Annotated in this window: 19 protein-coding genes; 4 read left to right on the forward strand and 15 right to left on the reverse strand. The window is 64.5% G+C overall.

Annotation, left to right across the window (positions count from 1 at the left end):
• Positions 1 to 64: 64 nt before the first annotated feature.
• The 3 genes from IEV75_RS04000 to IEV75_RS04010 form a co-directional block, all read right to left on the reverse strand.
• Entirely contained in the window at positions 65 to 1330 is a 1266-nt protein-coding gene (locus tag IEV75_RS04000) for a glutamate-5-semialdehyde dehydrogenase (protein ID WP_188451267.1), read from the reverse strand.
• Positions 1327 to 2466, reverse strand: a complete 1140-nt coding sequence (proB, locus tag IEV75_RS04005; RefSeq protein ID WP_188451268.1) for a glutamate 5-kinase — start codon at positions 2464 to 2466, stop codon at positions 1327 to 1329. Before proB ends, IEV75_RS04000 begins: the two co-directional genes overlap by 4 nt.
• A gap of 72 nt (positions 2467 to 2538) precedes the next feature.
• Positions 2539 to 4362 carry an ABC-F family ATP-binding cassette domain-containing protein gene (locus tag IEV75_RS04010; RefSeq protein ID WP_188451269.1) on the reverse strand — a complete coding sequence of 608 codons (1824 nt, stop codon included), beginning with the start codon at positions 4360 to 4362 and terminating at the stop codon, positions 2539 to 2541.
• Between the two features lie 111 nt (positions 4363 to 4473).
• Between IEV75_RS04010 and IEV75_RS04015 the strand changes: the two genes are divergently transcribed.
• Positions 4474 to 5883 (forward strand): DUF1254 domain-containing protein, encoded by a 1410-nt coding sequence (locus IEV75_RS04015; RefSeq protein ID WP_188451270.1) that lies wholly within the window; start codon positions 4474 to 4476, stop codon positions 5881 to 5883.
• Here IEV75_RS04015 and IEV75_RS04020 read toward each other — a convergent pair whose 3' ends face one another.
• Together IEV75_RS04020 and IEV75_RS04025 are read right to left on the reverse strand one after the other, a co-directional pair.
• The gene (locus IEV75_RS04020) at positions 5884 to 7389 is read right to left on the reverse strand and encodes a flavin-containing monooxygenase (RefSeq protein WP_188451271.1); all 1506 of its coding nucleotides are present in this window, start codon (positions 7387 to 7389) and stop codon (positions 5884 to 5886) included.
• A gap of 51 nt (positions 7390 to 7440) precedes the next feature.
• On the reverse strand, positions 7441 to 8475 hold the full coding sequence (locus IEV75_RS04025; protein ID WP_188451272.1) for a saccharopine dehydrogenase family protein: 1035 nt from the start codon (positions 8473 to 8475) through the stop codon (positions 7441 to 7443).
• 159 nt (positions 8476 to 8634) lie between these two features.
• Here IEV75_RS04025 and IEV75_RS04030 point away from each other — a divergent pair, with 159 nt between their 5' ends.
• Entirely contained in the window at positions 8635 to 9183 is a 549-nt protein-coding gene (locus tag IEV75_RS04030) for a TetR/AcrR family transcriptional regulator (RefSeq protein ID WP_233351741.1), read from the forward strand.
• Here the strand turns inward: IEV75_RS04030 and IEV75_RS04035 are convergent, their stop codons facing one another.
• From IEV75_RS04035 to IEV75_RS04080, 10 genes are all read right to left on the reverse strand, one after another.
• Positions 9184 to 10905 carry a carboxylesterase/lipase family protein gene (locus tag IEV75_RS04035; RefSeq protein ID WP_188451274.1) on the reverse strand — a complete coding sequence of 574 codons (1722 nt, stop codon included), beginning with the start codon at positions 10903 to 10905 and terminating at the stop codon, positions 9184 to 9186.
• 74 nt (positions 10906 to 10979) lie between these two features.
• Positions 10980 to 13670, reverse strand: coding sequence for a leucine--tRNA ligase (gene leuS, locus IEV75_RS04040; protein ID WP_188451275.1), 2691 nt, complete (start codon positions 13668 to 13670; stop codon positions 10980 to 10982).
• A 101-nt stretch (positions 13671 to 13771) separates the two neighbouring features.
• A complete protein-coding gene (gene leuD / locus IEV75_RS04045) occupies positions 13772 to 14350 on the reverse strand; it encodes a 3-isopropylmalate dehydratase small subunit (protein WP_188451276.1) in 579 nt (192 codons plus the stop codon).
• Positions 14340 to 15773: a 3-isopropylmalate dehydratase large subunit gene (leuC, locus tag IEV75_RS04050; protein ID WP_188451277.1), complete on the reverse strand. Its 1434-nt coding sequence runs from the start codon at positions 15771 to 15773 to the stop codon at positions 14340 to 14342. The genes leuD and leuC overlap by 11 nt, the downstream gene beginning before the upstream one ends.
• Entirely contained in the window at positions 15751 to 16725 is a 975-nt protein-coding gene (locus tag IEV75_RS04055) for a branched-chain amino acid transaminase (RefSeq protein WP_188451278.1), read from the reverse strand. Before IEV75_RS04055 ends, leuC begins: the two co-directional genes overlap by 23 nt.
• A gap of 10 nt (positions 16726 to 16735) precedes the next feature.
• A complete protein-coding gene (locus IEV75_RS04060; protein ID WP_188451279.1) occupies positions 16736 to 18337 on the reverse strand; it encodes a 2-isopropylmalate synthase in 1602 nt (533 codons plus the stop codon).
• Positions 18334 to 18594, reverse strand: coding sequence for an ACT domain-containing protein (locus IEV75_RS04065; protein ID WP_188451280.1), 261 nt, complete (start codon positions 18592 to 18594; stop codon positions 18334 to 18336). The genes IEV75_RS04060 and IEV75_RS04065 overlap by 4 nt, the downstream gene beginning before the upstream one ends.
• Before the next feature lie 3 nt (positions 18595 to 18597).
• Entirely contained in the window at positions 18598 to 20295 is a 1698-nt protein-coding gene (ilvG, locus tag IEV75_RS04070; protein ID WP_188451281.1) for an acetolactate synthase 2 catalytic subunit, read from the reverse strand.
• Between the two features lie 15 nt (positions 20296 to 20310).
• Entirely contained in the window at positions 20311 to 21327 is a 1017-nt protein-coding gene (gene ilvC / locus IEV75_RS04075) for a ketol-acid reductoisomerase (protein ID WP_188451282.1), read from the reverse strand.
• A gap of 95 nt (positions 21328 to 21422) precedes the next feature.
• Entirely contained in the window at positions 21423 to 21563 is a 141-nt protein-coding gene (locus IEV75_RS04080; protein ID WP_188451283.1) for a hypothetical protein, read from the reverse strand.
• A gap of 120 nt (positions 21564 to 21683) precedes the next feature.
• Between IEV75_RS04080 and IEV75_RS04085 the strand changes: the two genes are divergently transcribed.
• On the forward strand, positions 21684 to 22010 hold the full coding sequence (locus IEV75_RS04085) for a hypothetical protein (RefSeq protein ID WP_188451284.1): 327 nt from the start codon (positions 21684 to 21686) through the stop codon (positions 22008 to 22010).
• A gap of 109 nt (positions 22011 to 22119) precedes the next feature.
• Positions 22120 to 23901, forward strand: coding sequence for a homoserine dehydrogenase (locus tag IEV75_RS04090; RefSeq protein WP_188451285.1), 1782 nt, complete (start codon positions 22120 to 22122; stop codon positions 23899 to 23901).
• The last annotated feature ends 23 nt before the right edge of the window (positions 23902 to 23924 follow it).

Here is a 23924-nt window from a genome sequence, read left to right on the forward strand (position 1 = left end):
ACTTCCTGGCCGCCATCGCACTCGCATCAGCAAGACTCTGGGTCAGAGCTTATGAGTCCACGCCCTAGGCTCGCGTCTGCCCCGTGCCAAACACCTGGTATTTCCAGCTTGTGAGCTGGTCTGCACCAACGGGTCCGCGCGCATGGATGCGGCCCGTGGCAATGCCGATTTCGGCGCCAAAGCCGAATTCTCCGCCGTCTGAAAACCCGGTCGAGGCATTGTGAAGGACCACGCCTGCATCCGCGCGGGCGAGGAAGGTGTGGGCCGCCGCCTCATCGCCGGTGATGATCGCCTCGGTATGGCCAGAGCCATGGCGGGCGATGTGAACCAGCGCGCCCTCTACCCCGTCGACCATTGCCATCGATACGATGGCATCGAGATATTCGGTGTCGAAATCGTCAAGGCTGGCGGGCGTGACGGACGGGGCAAGGGCGCGAATGGTGGCATCGGCGCGCACCTCGCACCCTGCCGCCTGCAGGGCGCTGACGAGGCGCGTGACCATCGCCTCGCCTGCCTTGCGGTCAATCAGCACGCATTCAGCCGCGTTGCACACGCCGGTGCGGCGCATCTTGGAATTGACCACCAGGCTTTCGGCCATGCCCGGATCCGCGGCGCCATCGACATAGACATGGCAGAGGCCGTCGAGATGGCCGAGCACCGGCACACGTGCCTCCTCCTGCACACGTCTGACCAGCGCCTTGCCGCCGCGCGGAATGACCAGATCCAGCGCGCCAATGAGCCCCGTCAGCATATCGCCGACATAGGCGCGGTCTGTATCGGGCGGCGTAGTGATGATGGCGTCAGGCAGGCCGGCCTCGCGCAAGCCGTCTCGCAGCGCATCCAGGATCGCCGCGACGCTGGCCGCCGCATCCGACCCGCCGCGCAAGACCACCGCATTACCCGAACGCACGCACAGGGCCGCCGCGTCGGCGGCGACGTTAGGGCGGCTTTCAAATATCACACCGATCGCCCCTATCGGCACACGCACCTGCGAAATCACCAGGCCGTTGGGCCGTGTCCAGCGTGTGATCTCGCGGCCAATCGGATCAGGGTGACGGGCGACGGCGCGGATGCCCTCCACGATGCCGCCAAGCCTGACCGGATCAAGGCGCAGCCGGTCCAGCATCGCGCCACTGGTGCCATTGCTTTCAGCGCGGGCCACATCATCCGCATTGGCAGCCAGCACGCTGGGGGAGGCGGCCTGCAGCGCATCGGCCATGGCCTCCAGCGCGGTGGTGCGGGTCTGCGCATCTGTATCGGCCAGCGCGCGGGCCGCGGCACGAAGGTCTGCACCGGCGCGTGCGGCCCAGTCAGCTTGATAAGCGCTCATCCCTGATCCTCCAGCACCAGATCGTTGACATGGATCGCCGCCACGCCGCGCCGGTATCCCAGCACGGCTTCGATATCGGCAGAGCGAAGGCCGGCGATCCGGCGCAATTCCTCTGCCCCGTAGGCGGAAATTCCCTTGGCGAGCACCGCGCCATCACCGCCTGCCAGCGCCACTGTCTCGCCGCGCGAGAACTCGCCTTCCACCCGCGCAATACCTGCCGGAAGCAGGCTTTTGCCCGAACGAACCGCGCGCGCTGCCCCGTCGTCGAGGTGGAGAATGCCACGCGGCGCGATGGCGCCTGAAATCCAGTTGCGCCGGGCATTGGTGCGCGAGGTCTCCGGCGCGAAAACGGTGTGCGGCGCGCCGCGCGTCAGCCGGTCCAGCGGATCGTCTGCCGCACCGGCTGCAATGATGGTGGCGATACCGGCACGCGCCGCGATACGGGCCGCTGCAATCTTGGAGGCCATGCCGCCAGTGCCGGTCCCGGCCTTCCCGGCCTCGCCGCCCAGCGCCTCGATTTCCGGCGTTATCGCCGCCACATGGGCCATGAGCTGCGCGCCCGGCACGCGCGACGGATCGGCGCTGTAGAGCCCGTCCACGTCCGACAGGAGCACGAGCAGACCGGCATCGCACATCTGCGCGACGCGCGCGGCCAGCCGGTCATTATCGCCATAGCGCAGCTCGGCTGTGGCGACCGTGTCATTCTCGTTGATGACGGGCAGCGCACCAGCGGCCAGCAGCGCGTCCAGCGTGGCGCGCGCATTGAGCCAGCGGCGGCGGCTTTCCATATCGTCAAAGGTCAGAAGCGCCTGCGCCGCGGGCATGCCGTGGGGTTCCAGCGCAGTATTCCACGCCATCATCAGGGCCGTCTGGCCTGCTGCTGCTGCGGCCTGCTTCTGGTCGAGCGCCAGCTTGCCCGCAGGAAGCTTCAAACGCTGACGCCCCAGCGCCACCGCGCCGGAGGATACCAGTACGGTTTCAATGCCGCGCGCACGCCAGCGCACCAGCGCTCCGGCAATCGCCTCGAAACGGGCGGTGTCCGGGCCGCCCGTATGCGCATCAATGAGAAGGGAGGAGCCGATTTTCACGACGGCGCGGCGCGCGTTCGCAATCAGCCCGGATGCGGTCGCCGCCACGGCACATTATCCTTCAGACCCAAGAACCAGGGACACCATATCGCAGGCGCAGCATTGCGCAATGTGCAGCCGCTAGCGGCCCGCCTCGATCTCCTCGCGCAGCATTTCCAGCTCCAGCCAGCGTTCTTCCCTGGCCTCGCGATCCTCGCTGGCTTTCGCCAGCTCGGCGCTGGCAGCGTGGAAACGCTCCGGGTTGCGGACAAACAGGGCCGGATCGGCAAGCTCGGCTTCCAGCCTGGCGATCTTTTGAGTAAGAGCGTCGATCTCGCCGGGCAGGGTTTCCAGCGCATGCTTGTCCTTGAAAGACAGCTTGGTGCGCTGTGGCGGGGACTGGGGGGGCGGTGATTTCGGAGCGGCCGCTGCGCTCGGCCTTGGCCCAGTCTCCTGCTGGCTGCGCGCGCGTACACCCTCGCCGCGCTGGGCTACCATGTCGGAATAGCCGCCCGCATAAACCTGCCAGTTGCCATCGCCCTCATAGGCGATTGTGCGGTTCACCGTGCGATCCAGAAAGTCCCGGTCATGGCTGACCAGCAGGACCGTGCCGGCATAGTCGGCAATGAGATCCTGCAACAGGTCGAGCGTTTCCAGATCGAGATCATTGGTCGGCTCGTCGAGCACCATGACATTGCCCGGCAGGGCAAGCGCCCGCGCCAGCATCACGCGGGCGCGTTCACCGCCCGAGAGCACATGAACCGGCGTGCGTGCCTGCTCCGGGCGGAAGAGGAAATCCTTCATCCAGGCCGCGATATGGCGTGTCTGACCATTGATCTCGACATGATCTCCGCCACCGCCGGTCAGCGCCTCGGCCAACGTCCAGCCGGGTTTGAGCTGCGCGCGCTTCTGGTCGAGCTGGGCGATCTCAAGGCCCACGCCGAGGCGTACCGATCCGGTGTCGGGTTCCAGATTGCCGACCAGCATGTTGAGCAGCGTCGTCTTGCCGGCGCCATTGGGTCCGACAAGGCCGATCCGCTCTCCGCGCAGGATGCGCGCGGAGAAGCCGCGCACCACTACACGGTCGCCGAAGCGTTTGGAGATCGTCTTGGCCTCGACAATGAGCTTGCCGGACTGCTCCGCGTCCGAGGCTTCGAGATTGGCGAGACCTTGCGGGCCGGAATGGCTGCGATAGCGCACCTTGAGGGCCTTGAGCTCATCAACCCGGCGGACATTGCGCTTGCGCCGGGCGGTCACTCCGTAGCGCATCCAGTCTTCTTCGCGCGCGATCTGGCGGGCGAGCTTGTGCTGTTCCAGCTCCTCGGCAGCCAGCACCTCGTCGCGCCAGTCCTCGAAATGGGCAAAGCCCCTGTCGAGGCGCCGGGCCTTGCCGCGGTCCAGCCAGACCGTGGCCCGCGAGAGATTCTCGAGGAATCGCCGGTCGTGACTGATCAGCACCAGCGCACTTTTCGTGCGTGACAGCTCGTCTTCCAGCCATTCGATGGCGGGCAGGTCGAGATGGTTGGTCGGCTCATCAAGGAAGAGAATATCCGGTTCCGGTGCCAGGGTGCGCGCCAGAGCCGCCCGCCGGGCTTCGCCGCCAGAGAGGCGCGCCGGGTCCTCCCCGCCGGTCAGTCCCAGCGCTTCGAGCAGCATGCGCGCGCGCCAGGGATCGTCACCGGGTGTCAGCCCGGCCTCGACATAGGCCCGCACAGTCTCGAACCCCGACAGATCAGGTTCCTGCGGGAGATAGCGCACGGTGGCACCGGGGTGAACAAAGTGTTCCCCGCTATCGGCCTCAATCAGGCCGGCCGCGATCTTCATCAGCGAGGATTTGCCCGACCCGTTGCGTCCGACCAGGCAGATGCGTTCGCCCGGGCCGACGATCAGTTCGGCGCCGGTGAGCAAGGGGGTGACCCCGAAGCTCAGATGTATGTCCTGCAAGGTGAGTAGGGGTGGAGCCATGATGACGCGTGCGATACCGCAAACCGGCATGCCTGTCAGCGCCCTTGCGCTGCCGCACCGGGGCGTTGATGGTGATAATGGCAAACGGGAATCGAGAGGGGTCTCGGGCTGATGCACCGCAACCGCCGCCGCATATTGATGGCCACTCTTATCGTCAGCGCCCTTGTGGGCGTTCTGGCCACCGGCTGGGTATGGTCCACGCGCAATCCGCTGGAGCTGACGCTGCAGGAACTGGGACAGGCTGCCGGACAGTCGTATATTTACGGCTATCCGCTGGTCCTGATGGACGAGACGCGCCGCGAGGTCATCGAGCATGGCGGCTTGCCGCCGAACCGGCTGGCGCATATCCGCAACCTGCCGGGCGCCGGTTTCACGGCCGTGGTGCGCCCCAATGTGGATACGCTTTACTCGATTGCCTGGCTGGAGCTTGGGACAACCCCGCTACAACTGGACATTCCGGCCATGGAAGGGCGCTACTGGCTGTTTCAGGGGCTGGATGCGTGGACGAACGTGTTTGCCGATCCGGGCGTGCGCACGCTGGGCGACGGAAATGTGAGCGTGCTGATAGCCGGTCCGGACTTCGAGGGCAGTGTGCCCGACGGCGTGACGCTTTATCGTTCGCCGACGCGCACCGCCTGGCTGCTGGGCCGGATCGAGATAGACGGCCAACACGATCTGTCAGCAGCTCACCGGCTGCAGGACGGGCTGCGGCTTCACCCCTACCGCGCCATGCCAGGCGGTCACGGGGTCACGCTTGACCGCCCGGCGACACCAACATCACGGCCCGCCCCGCCAGCCCGCGTGGAGGCGATGGATGCCCCAGAGTTTTTCAACCGGCTCGGCGCCTTGATGGTGGATAATCCTCCCGCTGACGGCGATGGCGAGGCGCTGTCACGTATGCAGGCGCTTGGTGCCGGTCCGGGCGAGTCTGTGGACTGGTCCGAATACGGCATACTGGCCGTACAGGCGATATTGCGCGGCGTGCGGCTTGCCCGGCAGCGGCTAGCAGAAGGGCCCTCGCAAGGCACAGGATGGGTGATGCCGGAGGGCCATATTGGCCGCTATGGCACCGACTACGCCTACCGGGCCGGCGTCGCGCTCTACGGCCTTGGCGCCAATCTGCCGGAAGATGCGGTCTATCCGGGTGCGCGCACGGATTCGGCAGGAGACGCATTGCAAGGCGGTGAGCACTACCGCATCCGATTCGCTCCCGATGCCGTGCCGCCGGTCAACGGTTTCTGGTCGATCACGCTTTATGACGAGGACGGATATTTCATCGCCAACGGGGCGCAGCGCTTCGCACTGTCGAACCGGGATGAACTGGTCACCGGCGCGGACGGGGCAATCACGCTCGACATTCACCCGGGTCCGCCAGCGGAGGGGCGCGAGGCGAACTGGCTGCCTGCACCGGAAGAGGGCAAGTTCACCTTGCTCGCCCGGCTCTACTGGCCGCAGGAGAGCGTGCTGGATGGCAGCTGGACCATGCCGCCCGTGGAACGGGTCGAGGCGCCCCCCGAATAGCTATTCAGCGGCGCGCGGCAGGCTGGAGGATGCCTCACCGGTACCGGACTTCGCCTTGCGGAACTGCAAATGCCCGTCCTGCAGCCGGCCATAGCGTATCGTCACCATGTCCTGCAGATAATTCTGGTATGTGCGCCAGGGCGCCTTTGTCCCCTGCCGCGGCAGATGAGGCAGGGCGCGCTGCACATAGCCGGAGGAAAAATCGAGCAGCGGTGCCAGCTCGATATCATCAGGCGGAACCGGCACGCAGTAATCGAAGCCCTCGCGCTCCATATGGTTCAGCAGGCGGCAGACCCGCTCTGCAGTGAGGTCGATCTTCAGCGTCCAGGAGGCATTGGTGTAACCAAAGGCAATTGCAGCATTGGGCACGCCGGAGAGCATCATGCCGCGATAGGTGATCTTGTCTGCCGGGACCAGCGCCTCGCCGTCCACGCTGATATCCATGCCGCCACCGACCTGCATCTCAAGGCCCGTCGCCGGGATGATGAGGTCCGCCTCTATCAGCTCGCCGGATTTCAGGCGGATGCCGCCGGTCTCGAACCGCTCGATATGATCAGTGATTATGCTGGCCTTGCCGCTTTTCAGCGCGGCGAAGAAATCACCATCCGGTGCGAGGCAGAAGCGCTGGTCCCACGGATTATAGCTTGGCGAGAAATGGCGCTCGACGTCAAAATCCTCGCCCAGCTCGGCGCGGATCGCCTTGATGACCCCGCGCTTGACGAAATCCGGCCAGGCTCTGGAGAGCTGGAAGAAGAACATGGCAAGGCCGATATTCTTTACGCGTGACAGCGTGTAGGCGAGCCGTCCGGGCAGCAGCTTTCGCAGCGCATCGGCGATCGCATCGCGCGACGGGCGCGCCGCAATATAGCTTGGAGAGCGCTGCAGCATGGTCACATGGGCCGACTTCTCCGCCATGGCTGGCACCAGCGTCACCGCGGTCGCACCGGAACCGATGATGACCACGCGCTTGCCCGCATAGTCATGACCCTCGGGCCATTTCTGTGGATGGATGATCTCGCCCGCGAAGTCCGCAACACCTGCAAATTCGGGCATATAGCCCTGCTCGTAACGATAGTAGCCAGAGCAGATCATCAGGAAACGGGCCGTCAGCGTCACCGGGCCGTCAGGCCCCTCGGCCCTGACCGTCCATCGTGCAGATGCGCTATCCCAGCGGGCGGACAGAACGCGTGTATTGAACCGGATATACCGGTCGATACCCGCTTCGCTGGCGGTATCGGTGACGTAACGACGGATGCTCGGCCCGTCGGCAAACACCTGTCCGTCCACCCATGGACGGAAGTTATAACCGAAGGTGTACATGTCGGAATCGGAACGTATGCCGGGATATCGGAAGAGATCCCACGTGCCGCCGATCTGCGAACGCGCCTCGAGAATGGCAAAGCGCATGGAGGGTGCGCGGTGTTGCAGATGCCAGGCCGTTCCAATGCCGGAAATGCCTGCCCCCACGATCAGCACGTCGAGCGTGTCATCGGTCTTGCCGCTCATGATCAGCTGTCCCTGAACCGGTTGCCGGAGCAAAAGTGAACACTGTTCACCTCAGTCTGGCAAGCCGGTCAGCGACAGATGCTGTGGAGCAAGCGCACGCAGAAACGCTGCCCCGTCAAAGAGTGCGGAGGGTGCGTAGGCACCTCCTCTCGGCGGCGGCGAAGCGAGGACGCGCAAGGCGGCCTCGCACACCAGCGGCGCTGTAACGGCATAAATGTCCTGCCCGCTGACGCTGATGCGTAGCTGTCCGCCGTGCCTGCCTATGGCGGCCTCTACCAGAAAGCGCTGCGCAGAGCGCCCTGAAGCGTCTACCGGAACGGGTGGCGGCGTTGCTGCATTGCGGATGTCGTCCAGTGCCACTTGCGACAGCCAGGTGTGCAACTCGCCGGTCTTCACACGCTGCGTGATGAGGGGGATTTCAGAGAACGGCAGAGCGGTAACGGATTTGCGGTGCCAGGGCGCGGGAAAGTCCCATTCACGCTCGGGGGCAGGTTGTGGCAGCGGGACAAGCTTGCCACCGGACACTACCTGACGCACCGCCGTGTTGCGCGCACCTGTCCGCCGCGTACCCTCGGTCGGGTGCCAGCTGTCGAGCATGATGGCGATGTCTATCGTGTCGGCCTCGCGCGCTGTTCCCAGCCCTGCGGCGACCACCAGATCGGCGAGGCCACCGAAAAACCCCGCCGCCGGCACGGCAGTAACGCCCGCCCGGCGCGCAGGCCTGTCCATCTGCTGCAGGACGTTCCATGCACTCGCCTGCTCGGTCGTTATGTCGAGATAGTGCGCGCCGGCTGCGAGCGCTGCCTGCGCAACAGGCAGAGCGGTATCCAGAAACGGGCCCGCGCAATTGATGACGGCTGCACAGCCGGAGAACGCCGAAATCAGTGCCGCCGGATCGTCAATCAAGGCCGCGCGAATCCCGACCGCTTCGCCGTCAAACCCGCAATCGAGCAGGCGTGTGATATCCCGCCCCGCCGCCACAACAGGGACACCCCGGCGACGCAGCTCGGCAACAACGAAGCGGCCTGTATGACCGGATGCCCCATAGACGGCAATCTGCTGCCGTCCGGCCACACGCTGTTTCATGCCGCAATACCTCCACCCGGGACGATACAGACCTGTTCGTTTTAATAAAACAAACTGGTCTGTATGGTGTCAAGCTGCTATTCTCAATCGGCATCGCGCGGCATGTGACAGGAGAAGTGGATGACGGAGCCGGCCGGGAATAATGATCAAGCAGGCGGAATGCGCCAGCGGATACTGGAGACGGCATCATCGCTCTTTTACGAGCACGGGGTACGCGCGATCGGCGTCGACCTGGTGGTGGAGCGCGCCGGCATCGCCAAAACGAGCCTCTACCGGCATTTCAGGACCAAGGATGAGCTTGTCGCCGCGTTTCTGGAGCGTGAGGATGCCGCCTTCTGGCAGGCATGGGACGATGTGGCTGCTCGCCACCGCGACGATCCGGAAGCCGAGCTGCTTGCGCATATGGGCTGGATTGCCGAACGCGTTGCCAGACCGGGCTATCGCGGCTGTCCGCAGATAAATGTCGCTGCGGAATTTCCCGAGAGCGGCCATCCGGCGCGCCAGGTGGAATATGAGCACAAGCGCGAGATGCGCCGCCGGATACAGGCGCTGGGTGAACGCATGCAGATGGCGGACCCGGCCGGCTTCTCCGCCAGCCTGTCCGTCTTCATCAACGGGGCATTCGTCAGCTCGCGGGTCCTCGATCCCGGTGAGGCAAAGCCGGTGCTGGCAGACACCGCCGCTGCACTCTTGTCTGCCTATCGGTGATCATTCACACCCCATCCTCTGGCGCATGGCATCAAGACTGCCGCGTGGGCGCCATGCCGCGATCGCTTCAACAACCGTACAGCGCTGTGCATCATCCAGCCGGGTGTCAGCGGCGAGATCGGCTTCGAGCTGCTCAAAGCTGTCAGTGCCGGTGATGAGCTCCTGACCATTGGCCTGAGGACTGTCAAAGCGCATCAGCAAGCCGTTTTCATTCCAGCGCTCCCAGCGCGGCAGATTGGTCGGCCCGCCCGTGCCCGGCTCGCCTGTACGGGCGAACTCGGCCCAATAGGCGCCCATGGCCGCGGCCAGCGCTTCACGGCCGCTGGCATTATTGCTGTTGAACATGGCGCCGTCGAGACGGCCGAAGAAATCGAAATGGTTGAAGACGAAGGGTATCTCCATCGCGTGCGCGGCGCCCAGCAGATGGGACAGGTCCATCACGAACAGCGCGCGGCCCTGCTCGTCCCAGTCAAACCGGTAGGCCCAGACATCGCCGTGCCCGCCCGCCTGAATCCGGCTGGCTGCCTGATCGACCGCCAGGATACGCCATGTACGGCTCTGATACTCGGCGATGGTGTCGTAGAATTGCCGGTTCCGGCTGACGAGAATAACCCCCAGATAGCGGTTCACCAGATCTCCTCGGAAGGCGTTGAACAGCTTCATCTCGTCCCGGTTGGTGCCGGTAATGACCGGCACGGCATTGAAGGTGTCGGGTGAGGCAAATGCATTGGCAAGGCCATCGCGCGGGATCGTCACCCCGTCCTCGATCATGCGCGGCAGGTTCAGGAAGGGTGCGCCATCGTCTCCGCGATAGGCGTTGAACACGGTCTCCAGATCCGCCGCGCGCAGGGCTTCGGCAGTGTAGCCGTCTCCGGCAATACGCAGGGCGACCTCATCAGACGTGTTGGACTGGCCAGGTTCCGCCCCGCTGGCGGCTTCCCAGCTGACACTGTCAAAACTGCCGGACTGGATGATGGCGCGGTGAAAGAGGCCCGATGCCAGTGGCGAGGCGAGAAGTCCGGCCACGTTGTGCCCGCCAGCGCTCTCGCCGAAAATGGTGACATTGCCGGCATCGCCGCCAAATGCACCGATATTGCCGCGTACCCATTCAAGCGCCGCGATCTGGTCGAGAAGGGCGAAGTTTGCTGCCGCGTCACGCGGGTCCGTGGCATCTGCCCGGAGCGTATCGCTGGCAAAAAAGCCCAGCCCGCCAAGCCGGTACTGGACCGCCACGACCACGACATCCTGGTCCTTTGCCAGCTGCGCGCCATCATACTGCCCGGCAAAACCCCAGACATTGGCGCCGCCGTGAATCCAGACCATGACCGGGCGGTTTGCGTTGTCGGAGCTCGCCCCTTCCGGTGCGTAGATGTCCAGCCTCAGGCAGTCCTCGGACCCTACCAGCTGGCCGGGTTCGACGCCGGAAGAGGCTTGAAGCGCGCTGGTGAATTGCGGGCAGGGCTCGGGATGTTCCAGCGCCTCGAACCGGCCGTTGAAGGCCGGCGCGGGGCGCGGGGCGCGCCAGCGCAGATCACCTTCCGGAGCAGCCGCGAAGGGCACGCCGAGCCAGGCCCAGGCACCCGGCGAGTGCTGGAAGCCGACAAGCTCGCCCTGCCCGACAGTGCGCACCGTTGCCTCCAGCGGCTGGGGCGGACGCTCGCCTGTACCTGAACAGGCCGATACCGCCAAGACGCCCAACAAGCCCAGCCATATATGCCGCATGAAACCCTCCCCGGCGTTTTTGAAGATCGCTGGAGAGCCTAGCTGGCATGTGCTGTCCTGCAAGCGTTTTGGCGCTATCCCGCCTTCGGCACATTCACCAGCCGCACCCAGCCCGTCTTCTTGTCGCGCACGACAATGATCCGGTTCACATCAAGCCCGGAGACATCGCGCCCGGTCTCTTCAAGCATGGCCATGGAGGCCGCACGCACATCCGCGTCACTGGCCTGGGGCGCAAGATGCACCGAGCCGCGCTTCTTGCCGCCCTCTTGCACCACGATCTCGATAGTCTCGACCGCCGCGCGCAGCATGTCCGCATCAGCTTTCGGCCAGTCGGCATGGAAGACACTGCCTGTCTGCCCGGCACGCTCCCACAATTCCTCCGCCATGTGCGGAGCAAAGGGGGCGAGCACGCGCAGGAAGGTGAGAAGGCTCTCCTTCGTGACGGGCTGGCCCTCCACCGCATTGAGGAATTTCATCAGCTCGGCGATGGCTGTGTTGAGGCGGAGATTCTCCAGATCCTCCGTCACCGCCTCGACCAGCTTGCCCGTGGCGATGGTGACAGCAGAGCTTTCCGCATCGGCCGGGCTGGCGATGCCGGTTGCGGCATAGTTCCACACCCGCCGCAGGAATTTCAGCGAAGCCGCGGCCTTCTCCGTCTCCCAGACGCGCCCGCCCTCAACCGGCCCCATGAACATCAGGCAGACGCGGAAGGCGTCCGAGCCGTATTGCGCGACGACATCATCCGGCGTCACCACATTGCGCAGCGATTTCGACATTTTCGCGCCGATCCGCTCCACCGGATCCCCAGTGGGAACGTGAACAAACTGGCCCTCGCCGCGCTCTTCCACCTCGTCGACGGGCAGGATGACGCCGCGCGCATTCTGGTAGGCGAAGGAGGTGAGCATGCCCTGATTGACGAGCTTGCTGAACGGTTCGGCCGTCGAGATGACGCCCAGATCGTGCAGGGCCAGATACCAGAAGCGCGCATAGAGCAGGTGCAGCGTCGCGTGCTCGGCCCCGCCGACATAGAGATCGACCGCGCCCCAGGCTTTCTCCTTTGACGGATCAACAAGCGCACTTTCATTCTTCGGGTCCATGAAGCGCAACGGATACCAGCACGATCCGGCCCATTGCGGCATGGTGTTCAGCTCGCGCCGCCCCTTCATGCCGGTTTCCGGATCGGTGACTTCCACCCAGCCGGCCGCTCGCGCCAGTGCTGGCGCGTCATAGCTGGTCGGCTTGTAATCATCGACATGGGGCAGGGTCAGCGGCAGCTCTGACACATCAAGGCTGGTGCGCGTGCCGTCTTCCCAGTGGATGATCGGGATGGGTTCACCCCAATAGCGCTGGCGGGAGAAAATCCAGTCTCGCAGGTTATAGCTGATCACCCGCTGGCCGAGATTTCGCGCCTCAAGGAAGCTGGCCACCGCCTCGCGCGCGTCACGCCAGCGCTGGCCCGCGGTGTAGAGCCCGGCTTTCGTGCCCGCAGGCGGGTCGAGCATGATGCCGTCTTCGGTCCAGCAGGCCTCCCCTTTCAGGACGGCATCGCGCACAGGCACATCAGCGCCCGGATCAATGACCGGAACGATAGGCAGGCCGTATTTCTTAGCAAAGGCAAAATCACGCTCGTCATGGGCCGGCACACCCATCACCGCGCCGGTGCCATAATCTGGCAGGACATAGTCCGCCACGAAGATTTCAACCTTCGCAGACGTCACCGGGTTAATGGCGTAAAGACCTGAGGAAACGCCGGTTTTCTCTGCGTCCACCGTGCGGTCGAGATCGGATTTTCGGGCCGCCGCCTCGCGATAGGCGTCCACATCGGTGCGGTGACTGGCCGGAACGAGGCGTTCCACCAGGGGGTGTTCAGGCGCGAGTGCGAGGAAGGTGACGCCCGCCAGCGTGTCAGCCCGGGTGGTGAACGTGGTGACGGTTTCGTTCGAACCGTCGATGGCGAAGCGGATTTCCACACCTTCAGAGCGGCCAATCCAGTTGCGTTGGCTGTCCTTGATGCCTTCGGGCCAGTCCAGCGCTTCAAGGCCCGCCAGAAGGCGTTCCGCATACGCTGTAATGCGCATCTTCACCTGCCGGATGGGGACGCGCACCACGTCAAAGCCCTGCTCCGACTTGCCGTCAAACACCTCCTCATTGGAGAGGATGGTGCCAAGCTCGGCGCACCAGTTGACCAGCGCATCATCAAAATAGACCAGACGGCGCGCATCCTGATATTCCTGCACGGCGAGCCTGCCTTGCGCCTTCACCTCCTCGGGGATGGGAAGCTCGCTTATCGGACGGGCCTTGTTCTGGTCCTTGTCGAACCAGGCCTCATACATCTGGACGAAGATGAATTGCGTCCACTTGTAATAGTCCGGCCTTGAGGTCGCGATCTCGCGGCTCCAGTCATAGCCGAGCCCCAGCAGCTCCATCTGCCGGCGGAAGGTCTTGATATTCTTGGCCGTGGAAACTTCCGGGTGCTCACCCGTCTTTATCGCGTGCTGCTCGGCGGGCAGGCCGAAACTGTCCCAGCCCATCGGGTGGAGCACGTTGAAACCCGCCATGCGCTTGTAGCGCGCCACTATGTCTGTCGCGAGATAGCCCACCGGGTGGCCGACATGGAGACCCGACCCGGACGGATAAGGAAACATGTCGAGCACATAGAAGGTCTTTTCGCCGGGCTTGGGGTCAGGCGTGCGATACGTGTCCCGCTCAGCCCAGAGCTGGCGCCATTTGGTTTCAATCGCGGTGAAATCATAGGTCTCGGACACGGGGAGGCAACCTTCCTTGAAAACAGGCGAAGCGGCGGATGAACCGCCGCTTCTACTAGGCTCCAGCGTTTCTGGCAAAGCCCTGACGGGCAGCGCCTGTCTCAGGCCGCACGGGCCTGCTCGAAGCGGGTAATGGCATCCTCACGCGCCAGGAGAAAGCCGAGCGCATCATGGCCCTCCATCAGGCAGGTGCGCGCAAACGGCTCCAGCGTGAAATCTGCCCGCACATTGCCGCTGGTCACGCTCATATCGGCCAGGCTGACAATCACCTCCTCGCCTGCCCGCTCCAGCAGCGCTGCATGCGCCTCAGCGTCGATCTCGGCAACGACCAGCCCGTTATTGGCAGCGTTCGCCTTGAAGATATCGCCCGCGCGCGTGGTGATGACCGCCCGCACGCCGAAATCGCGCAAGGCCCACGGTGCATGCTCGCGCGAGGAGCCACAACCGAAATTATCGCCTGCGACAAGGACCGCGTGAGTGGCCGTCTCAACCGTGTTGAGCGGATGGGTGGTCGGATTGCCCGCCTCGTCAAAACGCCAGTCGTGAAAACAGGCTTCAGCCAGCGCGCCGCGCTCTGTAGTCGTCAGGAAGCGGGCCGGAATGATCTGGTCGGTATCGATATTCTCGCCCGGCAGCGCAAAGCTGCGCGAGCGGATCCCGGTTATCGGTTCACGCTGCACCACACATCTCCATCATCTTGCGCGGATCGGTAATCGCACCGGCGACAGCCGCAGCCGCAGCGGTTGCAGGACTTGCCAGCACGGTGCGCACACCCGGTCCCTGCCGGCCGGCGAAATTGCGGTTGGAGGTGGAGACGACCAGCTCTCCGGGTCTGCCGCTATCGCCGTTCATGGCGATGCACATGGAGCAGCCCGGCTCGCGCCACTCCGCCCCTGCCGTGCGGAAAATGGCATCAAGGCCTTCAGCTTCAGCCGCCTTGCGCACCCGTTCAGAGCCGGGCACGACCAGCATACGCACGCCGGGCTTCACATGGCGTCCGGCCATGATGAAGGCGGCCTCGCGCAGATCGGACAGGCGCGCATTGGTGCAAGAGCCGACAAAGACCGTGTGGACCGCCTCCCCCATCAGCATCTCGCCAGGGGCAAAACCCATCCATGCGAGCGCCTTCACATCGTCCGGGTTTTTGGGTCTGGGCACGCTGGCATCGACCGGCGCGGCCATGTGCGGGGAGGCGCCCCAGGTGACCATGGGGGCAAGCCGGCTGGCATCGAGGCGCACCTCGCGGTCAAAGCGCGCGCCCTTGTCTGTACGCAGACGCTTCCACTTCAGGCGGGCCGCCTCGAACGCGGCGCCTTTGGGCGCGTGATCGCGGCCCGTCAGCCAGGCAAAGGTAACCTCATCAGGAGCGATGAGACCCGCGCGCGCGCCTGCCTCGATCGACATGTTGCAGACGGTCATGCGCCCCTCCATGGAGAGAGCTTCAATGGCCGGGCCGCAATATTCGATCACATGGCCGGCCGCGCCGCCCGCGCCGAGCTTTGCGATGATGGCGAGAATCAGATCCTTGGCACCCACCCCATAGGGCAGACGGCCATCGACCTGGACTTTCAGCGTTTTCGGCTTGCGTTGCAGCACGGTCTGGGTGGCCAGCACATGGGCGACTTCGGTCGTGCCGATGCCGAAGGCCAGCGCCCCGAACGCACCATGCGTTGATGTATGGCTGTCACCGCAGACAATGGTCATGCCGGGCTGGGTCAGGCCCAGCTCCGGGCCCATCACATGGACGATCCCGCGGTCGGAACTGCCCCAGCCCGCCAGCGGAATGCGGTGCCGGGCGCAATTATCCTCAAGACGCTCCACCTGTGCCCTGGCCGCCGGGCTGATATAGGCCGGGCGCTCGCCTTTCCGGCGCGGTGTGGTGGGGGTGGAATGGTCGAGCGTGGCGAAGGTGCGCTGCGGCGCACGCACCTTCAGGCCGCGCTCGTCCAGCATCGCGAAAGCCTGCGGGCTCGTCACCTCGTGAACAAGGTGAAGATCGACATAGAGCATGGCCGGTGCCTCAGGGCTTTCCGGCATGACGATGTGACTGTCCCACAGCTTGTCGAACAGCGTGCGCGGTTCAGACGGCGATGCGCTTTCCATTATCTGCTTCCTTGTCAGTAGTGTGGGCCGGGACTGGCTCCAGCCAGTTCCAGCGGTCGGGCGTGCGCCCTTCGAACAGGCCGAAAAAGCGGTCCTGCAGGCATTTGGTGATTTCGCCGGGTCCGCCTGCACGGGTAGGCTTGCGGTCGACCGAGCGCACCGGCGTCAGCTCGACCGCCGTGCCGGTAAAGAATATCTCGTCGGCGAGATAGAGAATCTCGCGCGGCAGGGCCTGCTCGACGACTTCGATGCCTTCGGCTCTGGCCAGTTTGATCACGCTGTCGCGGGTAATGCCCTGCAGGATGGACGAGGCCGCCGGCGGGGTGAGAATACGGCCATCCTTCACCGCAAAGATGTTCTCGCCTGCGCCTTCGGAGAGGCGCCCTTCCGTATCAAGACCGATACCTTCGGCAAACCCGTTCAGCTTGGCCTCGCGCGAGATGAGGAAGCTGGAAAGATAGTTCCCGCCCGCCTTGGCACCGGTGGGAGCCGTGTTAGGCGCAAGCCGGTTCCAGGAGGAGACGCACACATCCACCCCCTTGGTGCGACCTTCATCGCCGAGATAGGCACCCCAGGGGAAGGCAGCCATGTAGATTTCCACCGGCGGCAGTTTCAGCGGCGCGACACCGACAGAGCCATAGCCGAGAAAAGCGACAGGGCGGATATAGGCTGAACGCAGATTGTTGGCGGCCACCGTGTCCAGACAGGCTCTGGTCAGCGCTTCTGCGTCATAATCGAGCTCAATGCCGTAGATTTTCGCCGAATCCACCAGGCGCTGCATGTGATCATGCACGCGAAAGCCCTTCGGGCCATCGGGCGTGTCATAGACGCGAATGCCCTCAAACAGCGAGGTGCCATAATGGAGCGCATGGGTCAGCACATGCACCTTGGCATCCTGCCAGCGTATAAGCTGGCCGTTGTGCCAGATGTGTTCGACTTCCTGAATGCTCATCGGCGTATTCCTATTCTGCTGCGACACCGCTGGCCGCTGGATGATCGGAACCGCTGCCTGCACGATGGCGGGCGACGGCGCTGGCATTACACAGCGCGTCGATATACGCGCCTACGCATGCAGGCAGGATATCGCGATTGCGCGCGCGCCCGGTAAAGCTTTCGCTGCAGCTCGACACGGTCATGTCGATCAGCACATCAGCACCCTGGCCCGCCCTGCCGGCGTCTTCAGCTTCGGCCGCGATGTAGCGCATGTCGATAGACTCAACGCTGGCCTCGACGCCGATGATCTGGCTGACCGCAAGGAAAGCCGCATCCATGGCGCCGGGCGCGGCGGCAATGTCAGTTACCCGCCCGCGCCGGGGATGGTTGAGCTCCACCCGGGCAACCGGTTCGGCATTGGAAGCCAGGGGCGCACGGATCTCGACCCTCGACAGCTCCCAGAGCTCGTCATCCGATGCGCCCTCACTGCGAGACAGAATGGCGGCAAGGCGCGCGGTATCGACCGTGCCGACCTCGTCCGCCACCCGCTTGAACTCGGCAAAGGCGCGGGCAAACGCCTCGTTATCCAGCTCGAATCCCAGCTCTGCGGCTCTGGCGGCCAGGGCATGCTTGCCCGAATGCTTGCCGAGAACCAGAGAGCTGGCCGGCCAGCCCACATCCTCAGGCTTCATGATCTCGTAGGTTTCCCGGTTCATCAGCATGCCGTGCTGGTGAATGCCGGCCTCATGCGCGAAGGCATTGGCCCCGACGATCGCCTTGTTGCGCGGTGGCAGGGTGGAGGTAATGCGCGACAGGGTCCGGCTGGCATTCATGATCTCGCGCGTTTCGACACCCGTCGTGACGCCCGTGGCGTCGCGCCGTGTACGGATCGCCATCACGATATCTTCCAGCGCGGCATTGCCCGCGCGCTCGCCAATGCCGTTGACGGTACATTCCACCTGACGGGCCCCGCCACGGATGGCGGCAAGGGAATTGGCAACCGCCAGGCCCAGATCATTGTGGCAATGGGCGGAAAAGATCACATCGTCATTGCGGCTGACCTTCCGGCCCAGCATGCGGAAGAGCTCATAGATCTCGTCCGGCGTCGCATAGCCGACCGTATCTGGCACGTTGAGCGTCGTGGCGCCGGCCGCCGCCGCCGTGGACAACGCCTCGACCAGAAATCCCGGTTCTGTGCGGATCGCGTCCTCGGCGGAAAATTCCACATCGCCGCAGTATGTGCGCGCGTGTGCGACCATGTCGGCAATGGCAGTCAGGATCTCCGCAGGGCTCATTTTCAGTTTGAACTCGCGGTGGATCGGGCTGGTGCCAAGGAAAACGTGGATGCGGCTTCTGGGTGCGGATTTCAGCGCCGATACCGCTGCATCGATATCGGCTTTCGACGCCCTTGCCAGCGAGCAGATGCGCGGGCCTTCAATCTCGGCAGCGATGCGGGCAATCGCCCTGGCATCGCCCGGTGACGCCGCGGCAAAGCCGGCCTCTATAACGTCAACCTTCAGGGCCGCGAGCGCTCTGGCCATGGCCAGCTTGCCGGCCTCGTTCATGGAGAAGCCGGGCGCCTGCTCGCCATCGCGCAGGCTGGTGTCGAATATGGTGATCTGCCGGGTCATGACGCGGCTTCCAGTCTCGGCACGGCCGACATTTCGCTCACTGACGTCACGCCATAGAGGCGGGCAATCTGGGCCTTGAGCGTCTCGATCCGGCGGGGGCCAGGGCGCGGGCGGACCACCATGCTGAGGCGGTGCGTGCCCGGGGCGGGAACATAGTTCATCGCATCCAGCTCATAGCCGCGGCGTTCCACGAGGCCGATAAGACGCACCACAGCCCCTTCGGCGGGCAGAAAATCGACGTCGATTTGCGTGGTCATGGCTCAGGCCTCCATCATGTCGGAATTGGATTTGCCCGGCGGCACGAGCGGCCAGACATTCTCGCGCGGATCGATGCGCACATGGCACAGCACGGGCCCGCGCGTGGACAAAAGACGCTCCACGGCGCCCGGCACATCGGCCCGGCGGTCCAGCGTGAACGCCTCGATGCCGAAGGCACGCGCCAGCTCGGCAAAGTCGGGATTGTCCCAGAGATCGACCTCGGAGAAGTTCTCCTCGTAGAACAGCTCCTGCCATTGCCGGACCATGCCGAGCTGGGCGTTGTCGATAAGGACTATTTTCAGCGGGATGCGATAGCGGCGCAGCGTCGCCAGCTCCTGGATATTCATCATGATGGAGCCATCGCCGCTGATCGTGACAACCGTGGCGTCCGGCTCGGCCAGAGCTGCGCCGATACCGGCGGGCAGGCCATAGCCCATCGTGCCCAGCCCGGCGCTGGTGAGATGTGCCTGAGGCCGCGAAAAGCGGCAATGCTGGGCCACCCACATCTGGTGCTGGCCGACATCGCAGGTGGCGATGAAACTGTCTCCGGCGGCCGCTGAAATCTGCTTGAGCAGGGCAGGCGCGTAGACGCCCGAGCCCGGCGCGTCATAGCGGAAGGCCCAGCGCTCGGCGTTCTCGGCGCAGGTGCGCCGCCAGCCCTCGATTTCCCCGGTCTCACCGGACAGGGCTGACAGTATCGCCGAGACATCTCCGGCCAGCGCTACATCAGCCTTGCGCAGCTTGGATATCTCCGCCGCATCGCCATCGATGTGAATGACGCGGGCATTGGCCGCAAAGCTGTCCAGCCGGCCTGTCGCGCGGTCATCAAAGCGCGCGCCCACACAGATCAGGAGATCGCAATCATTTACGGCAGTATTGGCGGCACGGGTGCCATGCATGCCCAGCATGCCGAGAAAGCCCGGCCAGTCGGTGGGCAGCGCACCAAGACCTTTGAGCGTGGCGACAGCAGGAATTCGCGAGCGCTGGAAGAAGGCGCGCAACGCGCCTTCGGCTTGGCCAAGGGCAATGCCGCCACCGAAATAGAGGACGGGGCGGCGGGCCGAAGCGATCAGGCGGTCGGCAGCGGCCAACGCCTTCGCATCGAGGGGAAACACGGCCCGCGCCGCCGTCCGGCAGGCCAACGCACGGGGGACAGTGACGTTTGCCTGCGTTACATCCTTGGGAAGATCGATCAGAACCGGGCCCGGCCTGCCCGAACGGGCAAAACGGAAGGCCTCGGCAAATATGTCGGGAATATCGGCCGCGTCACGCACCAGCCAGGAATGCTTCACGACCGGCAGGGTGATGCCGAACGTGTCGATCTCCTGGAAGGCATCGGTACCCATCAGGGGTGAAGCGACCTGTCCGGTGATGGCTACCATCGGCACGCAATCCATGAAGGCATTGGCCAGTCCGGTAACCAGATTTGTCGCGCCGGGCCCTGATGTGGCCAGGCACACGCCCGGCTCGCCGGTTACCCGCGCCCACGCGTCGGCGGCCAAAGCCGCCGCCTGCTCGTGGCGCACCAGAATGTGCTTCAGGCTGGACGCTGTCAGTGCGTCATAGACCGGCATGATCGCCCCGCCCGGATAGCCGAATACCCGGCGCACACCCTCGTGCTCCAGCGCGTCGATGACGAGCTGGGCGCCGGAGCGTGCGTCCGTGCGGCTATTCAGTGTGGCGGGTGAAGCGGCGGTCATGATTGCAGCGTCCCCTCAGGCCTGGCCGGCATTCGCGCCGGGCTGAAGCCAGCCCATGCGCGCGCGCAGACGCTCGCCGGTATGCTCGATCGGCTGGTCGAGGTCCTCCCGCAGCAGGGCGGCGTAGCGCGGCTTGCCAGCCTGGTTTTCCAGCACCCAGTCGCGGGCGAAGCTGCCGGTCTGGATGTCGCGCAGCACCTCCTTCATGCGGGCGCGTGTTTCGGCATTGATGACACGCGGACCGGAAACCAGATCGCCATATTTGGCGGTTTCCGACACGAAACTGTGCATCTTGGCCAGCCCGCCCTCATACATCAGGTCGACGATCAGCTTCAGCTCGTGCAGGCACTCGAAATAGGCCACTTCAGGCTGGTATCCGGCCTCCACCAGCGTCTCGTAACCGGCGATGACCAGCTCGCTGGCGCCGCCGCACAGAACGGCCTGCTCGCCGAACAGATCGGTCTCGGTCTCTTCAGCGAAACTGGTTTCAATGGCACCGCCCGCCGTGCCGCCATTGCCCGCGCAATAGGCAAGCGCCTTGTCGCGCGCCTTGCCAGAGGCATCCTGCCAGACTGCAAACAGGCTTGGCACGCCGGCCCCGCGCTCATATTCGCGCCGGACCAGATCACCCGGCCCCTTGGGCGCGACAAGGATGACATCAACGTCTTTTGCGGGCTGGACCTGCCCGTAATGGATGGAAAACCCGTGCGCGACCAGCAGGGCGTCGCCTGCGCTCATATTGGGCGCGATGTCTTTCGTGTAGACCTCGGCATGGGTCATGTCGGGGGTCAGGAGCGCGATGAGCGTGGCGGCCTTCGCGGCCTCGGCCGGGTTCATTACTGTAAAGCCGTCGCCTCTGGCCGTTGCCTCGGCGCGGCCACCGTCACGGGCACCGACAATCACCTCATGGCCGCTATCGCGCAAATTTCGGGCGTGGGCGCGGCCCTGACTGCCATAGCCGATAATGGCGACCGGACCCGGCCTTATCGCGGCGGGACTTGCATCATTGTCTGTGTAGATCCGGGCTTGCATCGTTCGAGGTCTCCTTGGCGTGCGCTTGGCGCAAAAGAAAACCCCCGCTTCCGGTCGGGAGCGGGGGTCTTGCGTTTCGGGTCTGGTCTTGACCGTCAGGCAGGGACAACCGCTCCCGGTATGGGAATGGTAAGTACGATCACAAGTACAAGCGTAATGAGCCCGGTCACGGCAATCATCCGTGTCCGGGTCTCGCGCTCTGCGCGGGCAGCCATGACGATGGCGCGGCGGCTCATACTTCTGGTTCCTTCAGCAGCCCGACCGGCTGCAAATCGCGGCGCGAAACAGGTATGTCTCGCATCTGCAAAAACCGTGAGCCAAGCGCAGCAAAAGCGCAAGGGAAAATTTCCCCACCGATGCGTTTTTTTATTTTATATTATATTTCATGTGCTTATGTTGCTTTTTCTGTGCGCACCCGCACGTCTTCAACCGGATTCTTAAAAAAAATGTTTGACGCCGCGCCCGGTTTGCATCGAAGCTTGCACCACCTTAGCAGGCGCAACATAGCGTGCCGCATGGAAGACAAGGACAGGCCAATGGGGGCGATAGCCGCCTTTTTCACGAACGCTTCTGCCGGGTTTGACACCTGTGGCAGCAGCGCTGTGCCTGCACTCCACATGACCATTACGACGACCATCATCACCACCACCGGCAGCCCCGGGGGCGGAACGGATATGGTCTGACGAGGCAGGCAAACCTCACCACACCAAACCGACCCGCTCCCCGTCCGGCGAGCGGGTTTTTTCATGCCTTGAACCCGGCCCAACTTTCAGCACGACACAGGAAACCGCCATGAAACCCCAATCGATGAAACCCGGCGCAGCGCCCCTTTGCGTGCTCAAATTCGGCAGTTCCGTGCTCGGATCGGAAACCGATTACGACGCGGCAGCGCAGGAAGTTTTCCGTCATGTCAGGCGCGGCGAGAAGGTCATTGCCGTGGTTTCAGCGCTCGCGGGAGAAACCGATGCGCTACTCGCACAGGGCGAGCAGGTGGGTGGACGTGGATCCACGCCTCACGCCGCGATGATGGCACGGCTGGCACGGGTCGGCGAGCTGAGATCTGCCGCCCTTATGGGTCTGGCGCTGGGCCGGATCGGCGTTCGCACCGGGGTTCTTGATCCGCATGAGATCGGTCTGGAAGCAGACGGTGATCCGATGGACGCCAATCTGTGCGCGCTCGACAGGCATGCCGTGTCAGACGTCCTTCACAGCAATGAGGCACTGGTCGTGCCGGGCTTTACGGCTGTACATGCCCGGTTTGGCGCTGTCACGCTGGGGCGTGGCGGCACCGATCTGACAGCCGTGTTCTTTGCGGCCCAATGCGGCGCCGCACGCGTGCGCCTGATCAAGGATGTCGATGGCGTATACGCACAGGATCCGGTCGAGAACCCGGATGCCGAACGCTATGCCGAACTGGATTATGATGCCGCAGCCAGGGTCAGCACCGGCCTCATCCAGCCAAAGGCGATTGCCGCGGCAAAGGCTGCCAATGTCGTTATGGAAGTGGCGGCAATGGGCTCTGGCGATGCGACGCGCATCTGCCGCGCTCCGGCCCGTAAGGCGCCCGCCCGCCCCGTCCGGCGCCTGCGGGTCGCGCTGCTGGGATGCGGCGCGGTGGGCGCCGGCGTGCTGGCCCATCTTTGTTCCCGCCCTGACCTCTTCGACATCAACCCGGTGCTGGTCCGCAACACGCTGTCGCGGCCGGGCGGGGGCGCGGTGCGCTTCACCAACGATCTGCACGCCGCGCTGGCCGGTGAGCCGGACCTGGTGGTCGAGCTGATGGGCGGCGCGGACCTGCCGGCCGATATCATGGCTAGCGCTCTCAGCCATGGCCGCCATGTGGTGACCGCCAACAAGGCGGCCATGGCGCGCCATTATGACCGGCTCCATACCGCTGCGTGCGATGGCGGGGTCCGGCTGTCCTTCAGTGCCGCGGTTGGCGGGGGAACACCTGTTCTCGAGACTCTGGAACGGCTGGCCGCCTCCGGCGGGACAGTGCGGATTGAAGGCGTGATGAACGGAACGGCCAACTTCCTGCTCGACCGGCTCGCGGCGGGCGACCCGTTCGACGCGGCCGTGAAAGAAGCCCAGCGCCTGGGATTTGCCGAAGCGGACCCTGCAGCCGATGTGGATGGTCACGATGCGGCCGACAAATTGTCCCTGCTCATCCGGGCGGCGTTCGGCGCCGCCGTCGATCCGGCGCAGATCGCCAAGGATTCGCTGGCCGATATTGATCCTGCAGCGGTGAAGTCAGCACATGAGGAAGGCCTCGCTTTCAAGCAGATAGGCTGTTGCGAGCTCGCCGGCGATGGCAGGGTGCAGGCTGAAGTGCGCGTTCGCGCCGTGCCTGCTCACCACCCGCTGGCCGGTGCCCGTAACGAGGAAAACCGCTTCGTCCTCACCGGCGCAGACGGCAGTGAGCATGCCCTGTTTGGCAAGGGCGCCGGACGCTGGCCCACCGCTGCAGCGGTGTTCGCCGACATCATGGACATTCATCGCGGACTGTCAGAGCCTGATGCTGTGGACTTCGCTGCATCGGTACCGGCCAGAGCGCCCGCACTGCTGAGGGCCTGACCGATGGGCGGCAAGGAAAGGAT

This window comes from Glycocaulis albus, from assembly GCF_014639075.1.
Classification (GTDB): Bacteria; Pseudomonadota; Alphaproteobacteria; order Caulobacterales; family Maricaulaceae; genus Glycocaulis; species Glycocaulis albus.

Excerpts from the sequence above, each read along its gene's own strand:
- IEV75_RS04020 (WP_188451271.1), bottom strand. The coding sequence starts at position 7,389 with ATGAGCGGCAAGACCGATGACACGCTCGACGTGCTGATCGTGGGGGCA.
- IEV75_RS04085 (WP_188451284.1), top strand. The coding sequence starts at position 21,684 with ATGCGTTTTTTTATTTTATATTATATTTCATGTGCTTATGTTGCTTTT.
- ilvC (WP_188451282.1), bottom strand. The coding sequence starts at position 21,327 with ATGCAAGCCCGGATCTACACAGACAATGATGCAAGTCCCGCCGCGATA.
- IEV75_RS04010 (WP_188451269.1), bottom strand. The coding sequence starts at position 4,362 with ATGGCTCCACCCCTACTCACCTTGCAGGACATACATCTGAGCTTCGGG.
- IEV75_RS04055 (WP_188451278.1), bottom strand. The coding sequence starts at position 16,725 with ATGAGCATTCAGGAAGTCGAACACATCTGGCACAACGGCCAGCTTATA.
- IEV75_RS04015 (WP_188451270.1), top strand. The coding sequence starts at position 4,474 with ATGCACCGCAACCGCCGCCGCATATTGATGGCCACTCTTATCGTCAGC.
- IEV75_RS04000 (WP_188451267.1), bottom strand. The coding sequence starts at position 1,330 with ATGAGCGCTTATCAAGCTGACTGGGCCGCACGCGCCGGTGCAGACCTT.
- IEV75_RS04065 (WP_188451280.1), bottom strand. The coding sequence starts at position 18,594 with ATGACCACGCAAATCGACGTCGATTTTCTGCCCGCCGAAGGGGCTGTG.
- IEV75_RS04025 (WP_188451272.1), bottom strand. The coding sequence starts at position 8,475 with ATGAAACAGCGTGTGGCCGGACGGCAGCAGATTGCCGTCTATGGGGCA.
- leuC (WP_188451277.1), bottom strand. The coding sequence starts at position 15,773 with ATGGAAAGCGCATCGCCGTCTGAACCGCGCACGCTGTTCGACAAGCTG.
- IEV75_RS04080 (WP_188451283.1), bottom strand. The coding sequence starts at position 21,563 with ATGAGCCGCCGCGCCATCGTCATGGCTGCCCGCGCAGAGCGCGAGACC.
- IEV75_RS04030 (WP_233351741.1), top strand. The coding sequence starts at position 8,635 with ATGCGCCAGCGGATACTGGAGACGGCATCATCGCTCTTTTACGAGCAC.
- IEV75_RS04060 (WP_188451279.1), bottom strand. The coding sequence starts at position 18,337 with ATGACCCGGCAGATCACCATATTCGACACCAGCCTGCGCGATGGCGAG.
- IEV75_RS04035 (WP_188451274.1), bottom strand. The coding sequence starts at position 10,905 with ATGCGGCATATATGGCTGGGCTTGTTGGGCGTCTTGGCGGTATCGGCC.
- ilvG (WP_188451281.1), bottom strand. The coding sequence starts at position 20,295 with ATGACCGCCGCTTCACCCGCCACACTGAATAGCCGCACGGACGCACGC.
- IEV75_RS04090 (WP_188451285.1), top strand. The coding sequence starts at position 22,120 with ATGAAACCCCAATCGATGAAACCCGGCGCAGCGCCCCTTTGCGTGCTC.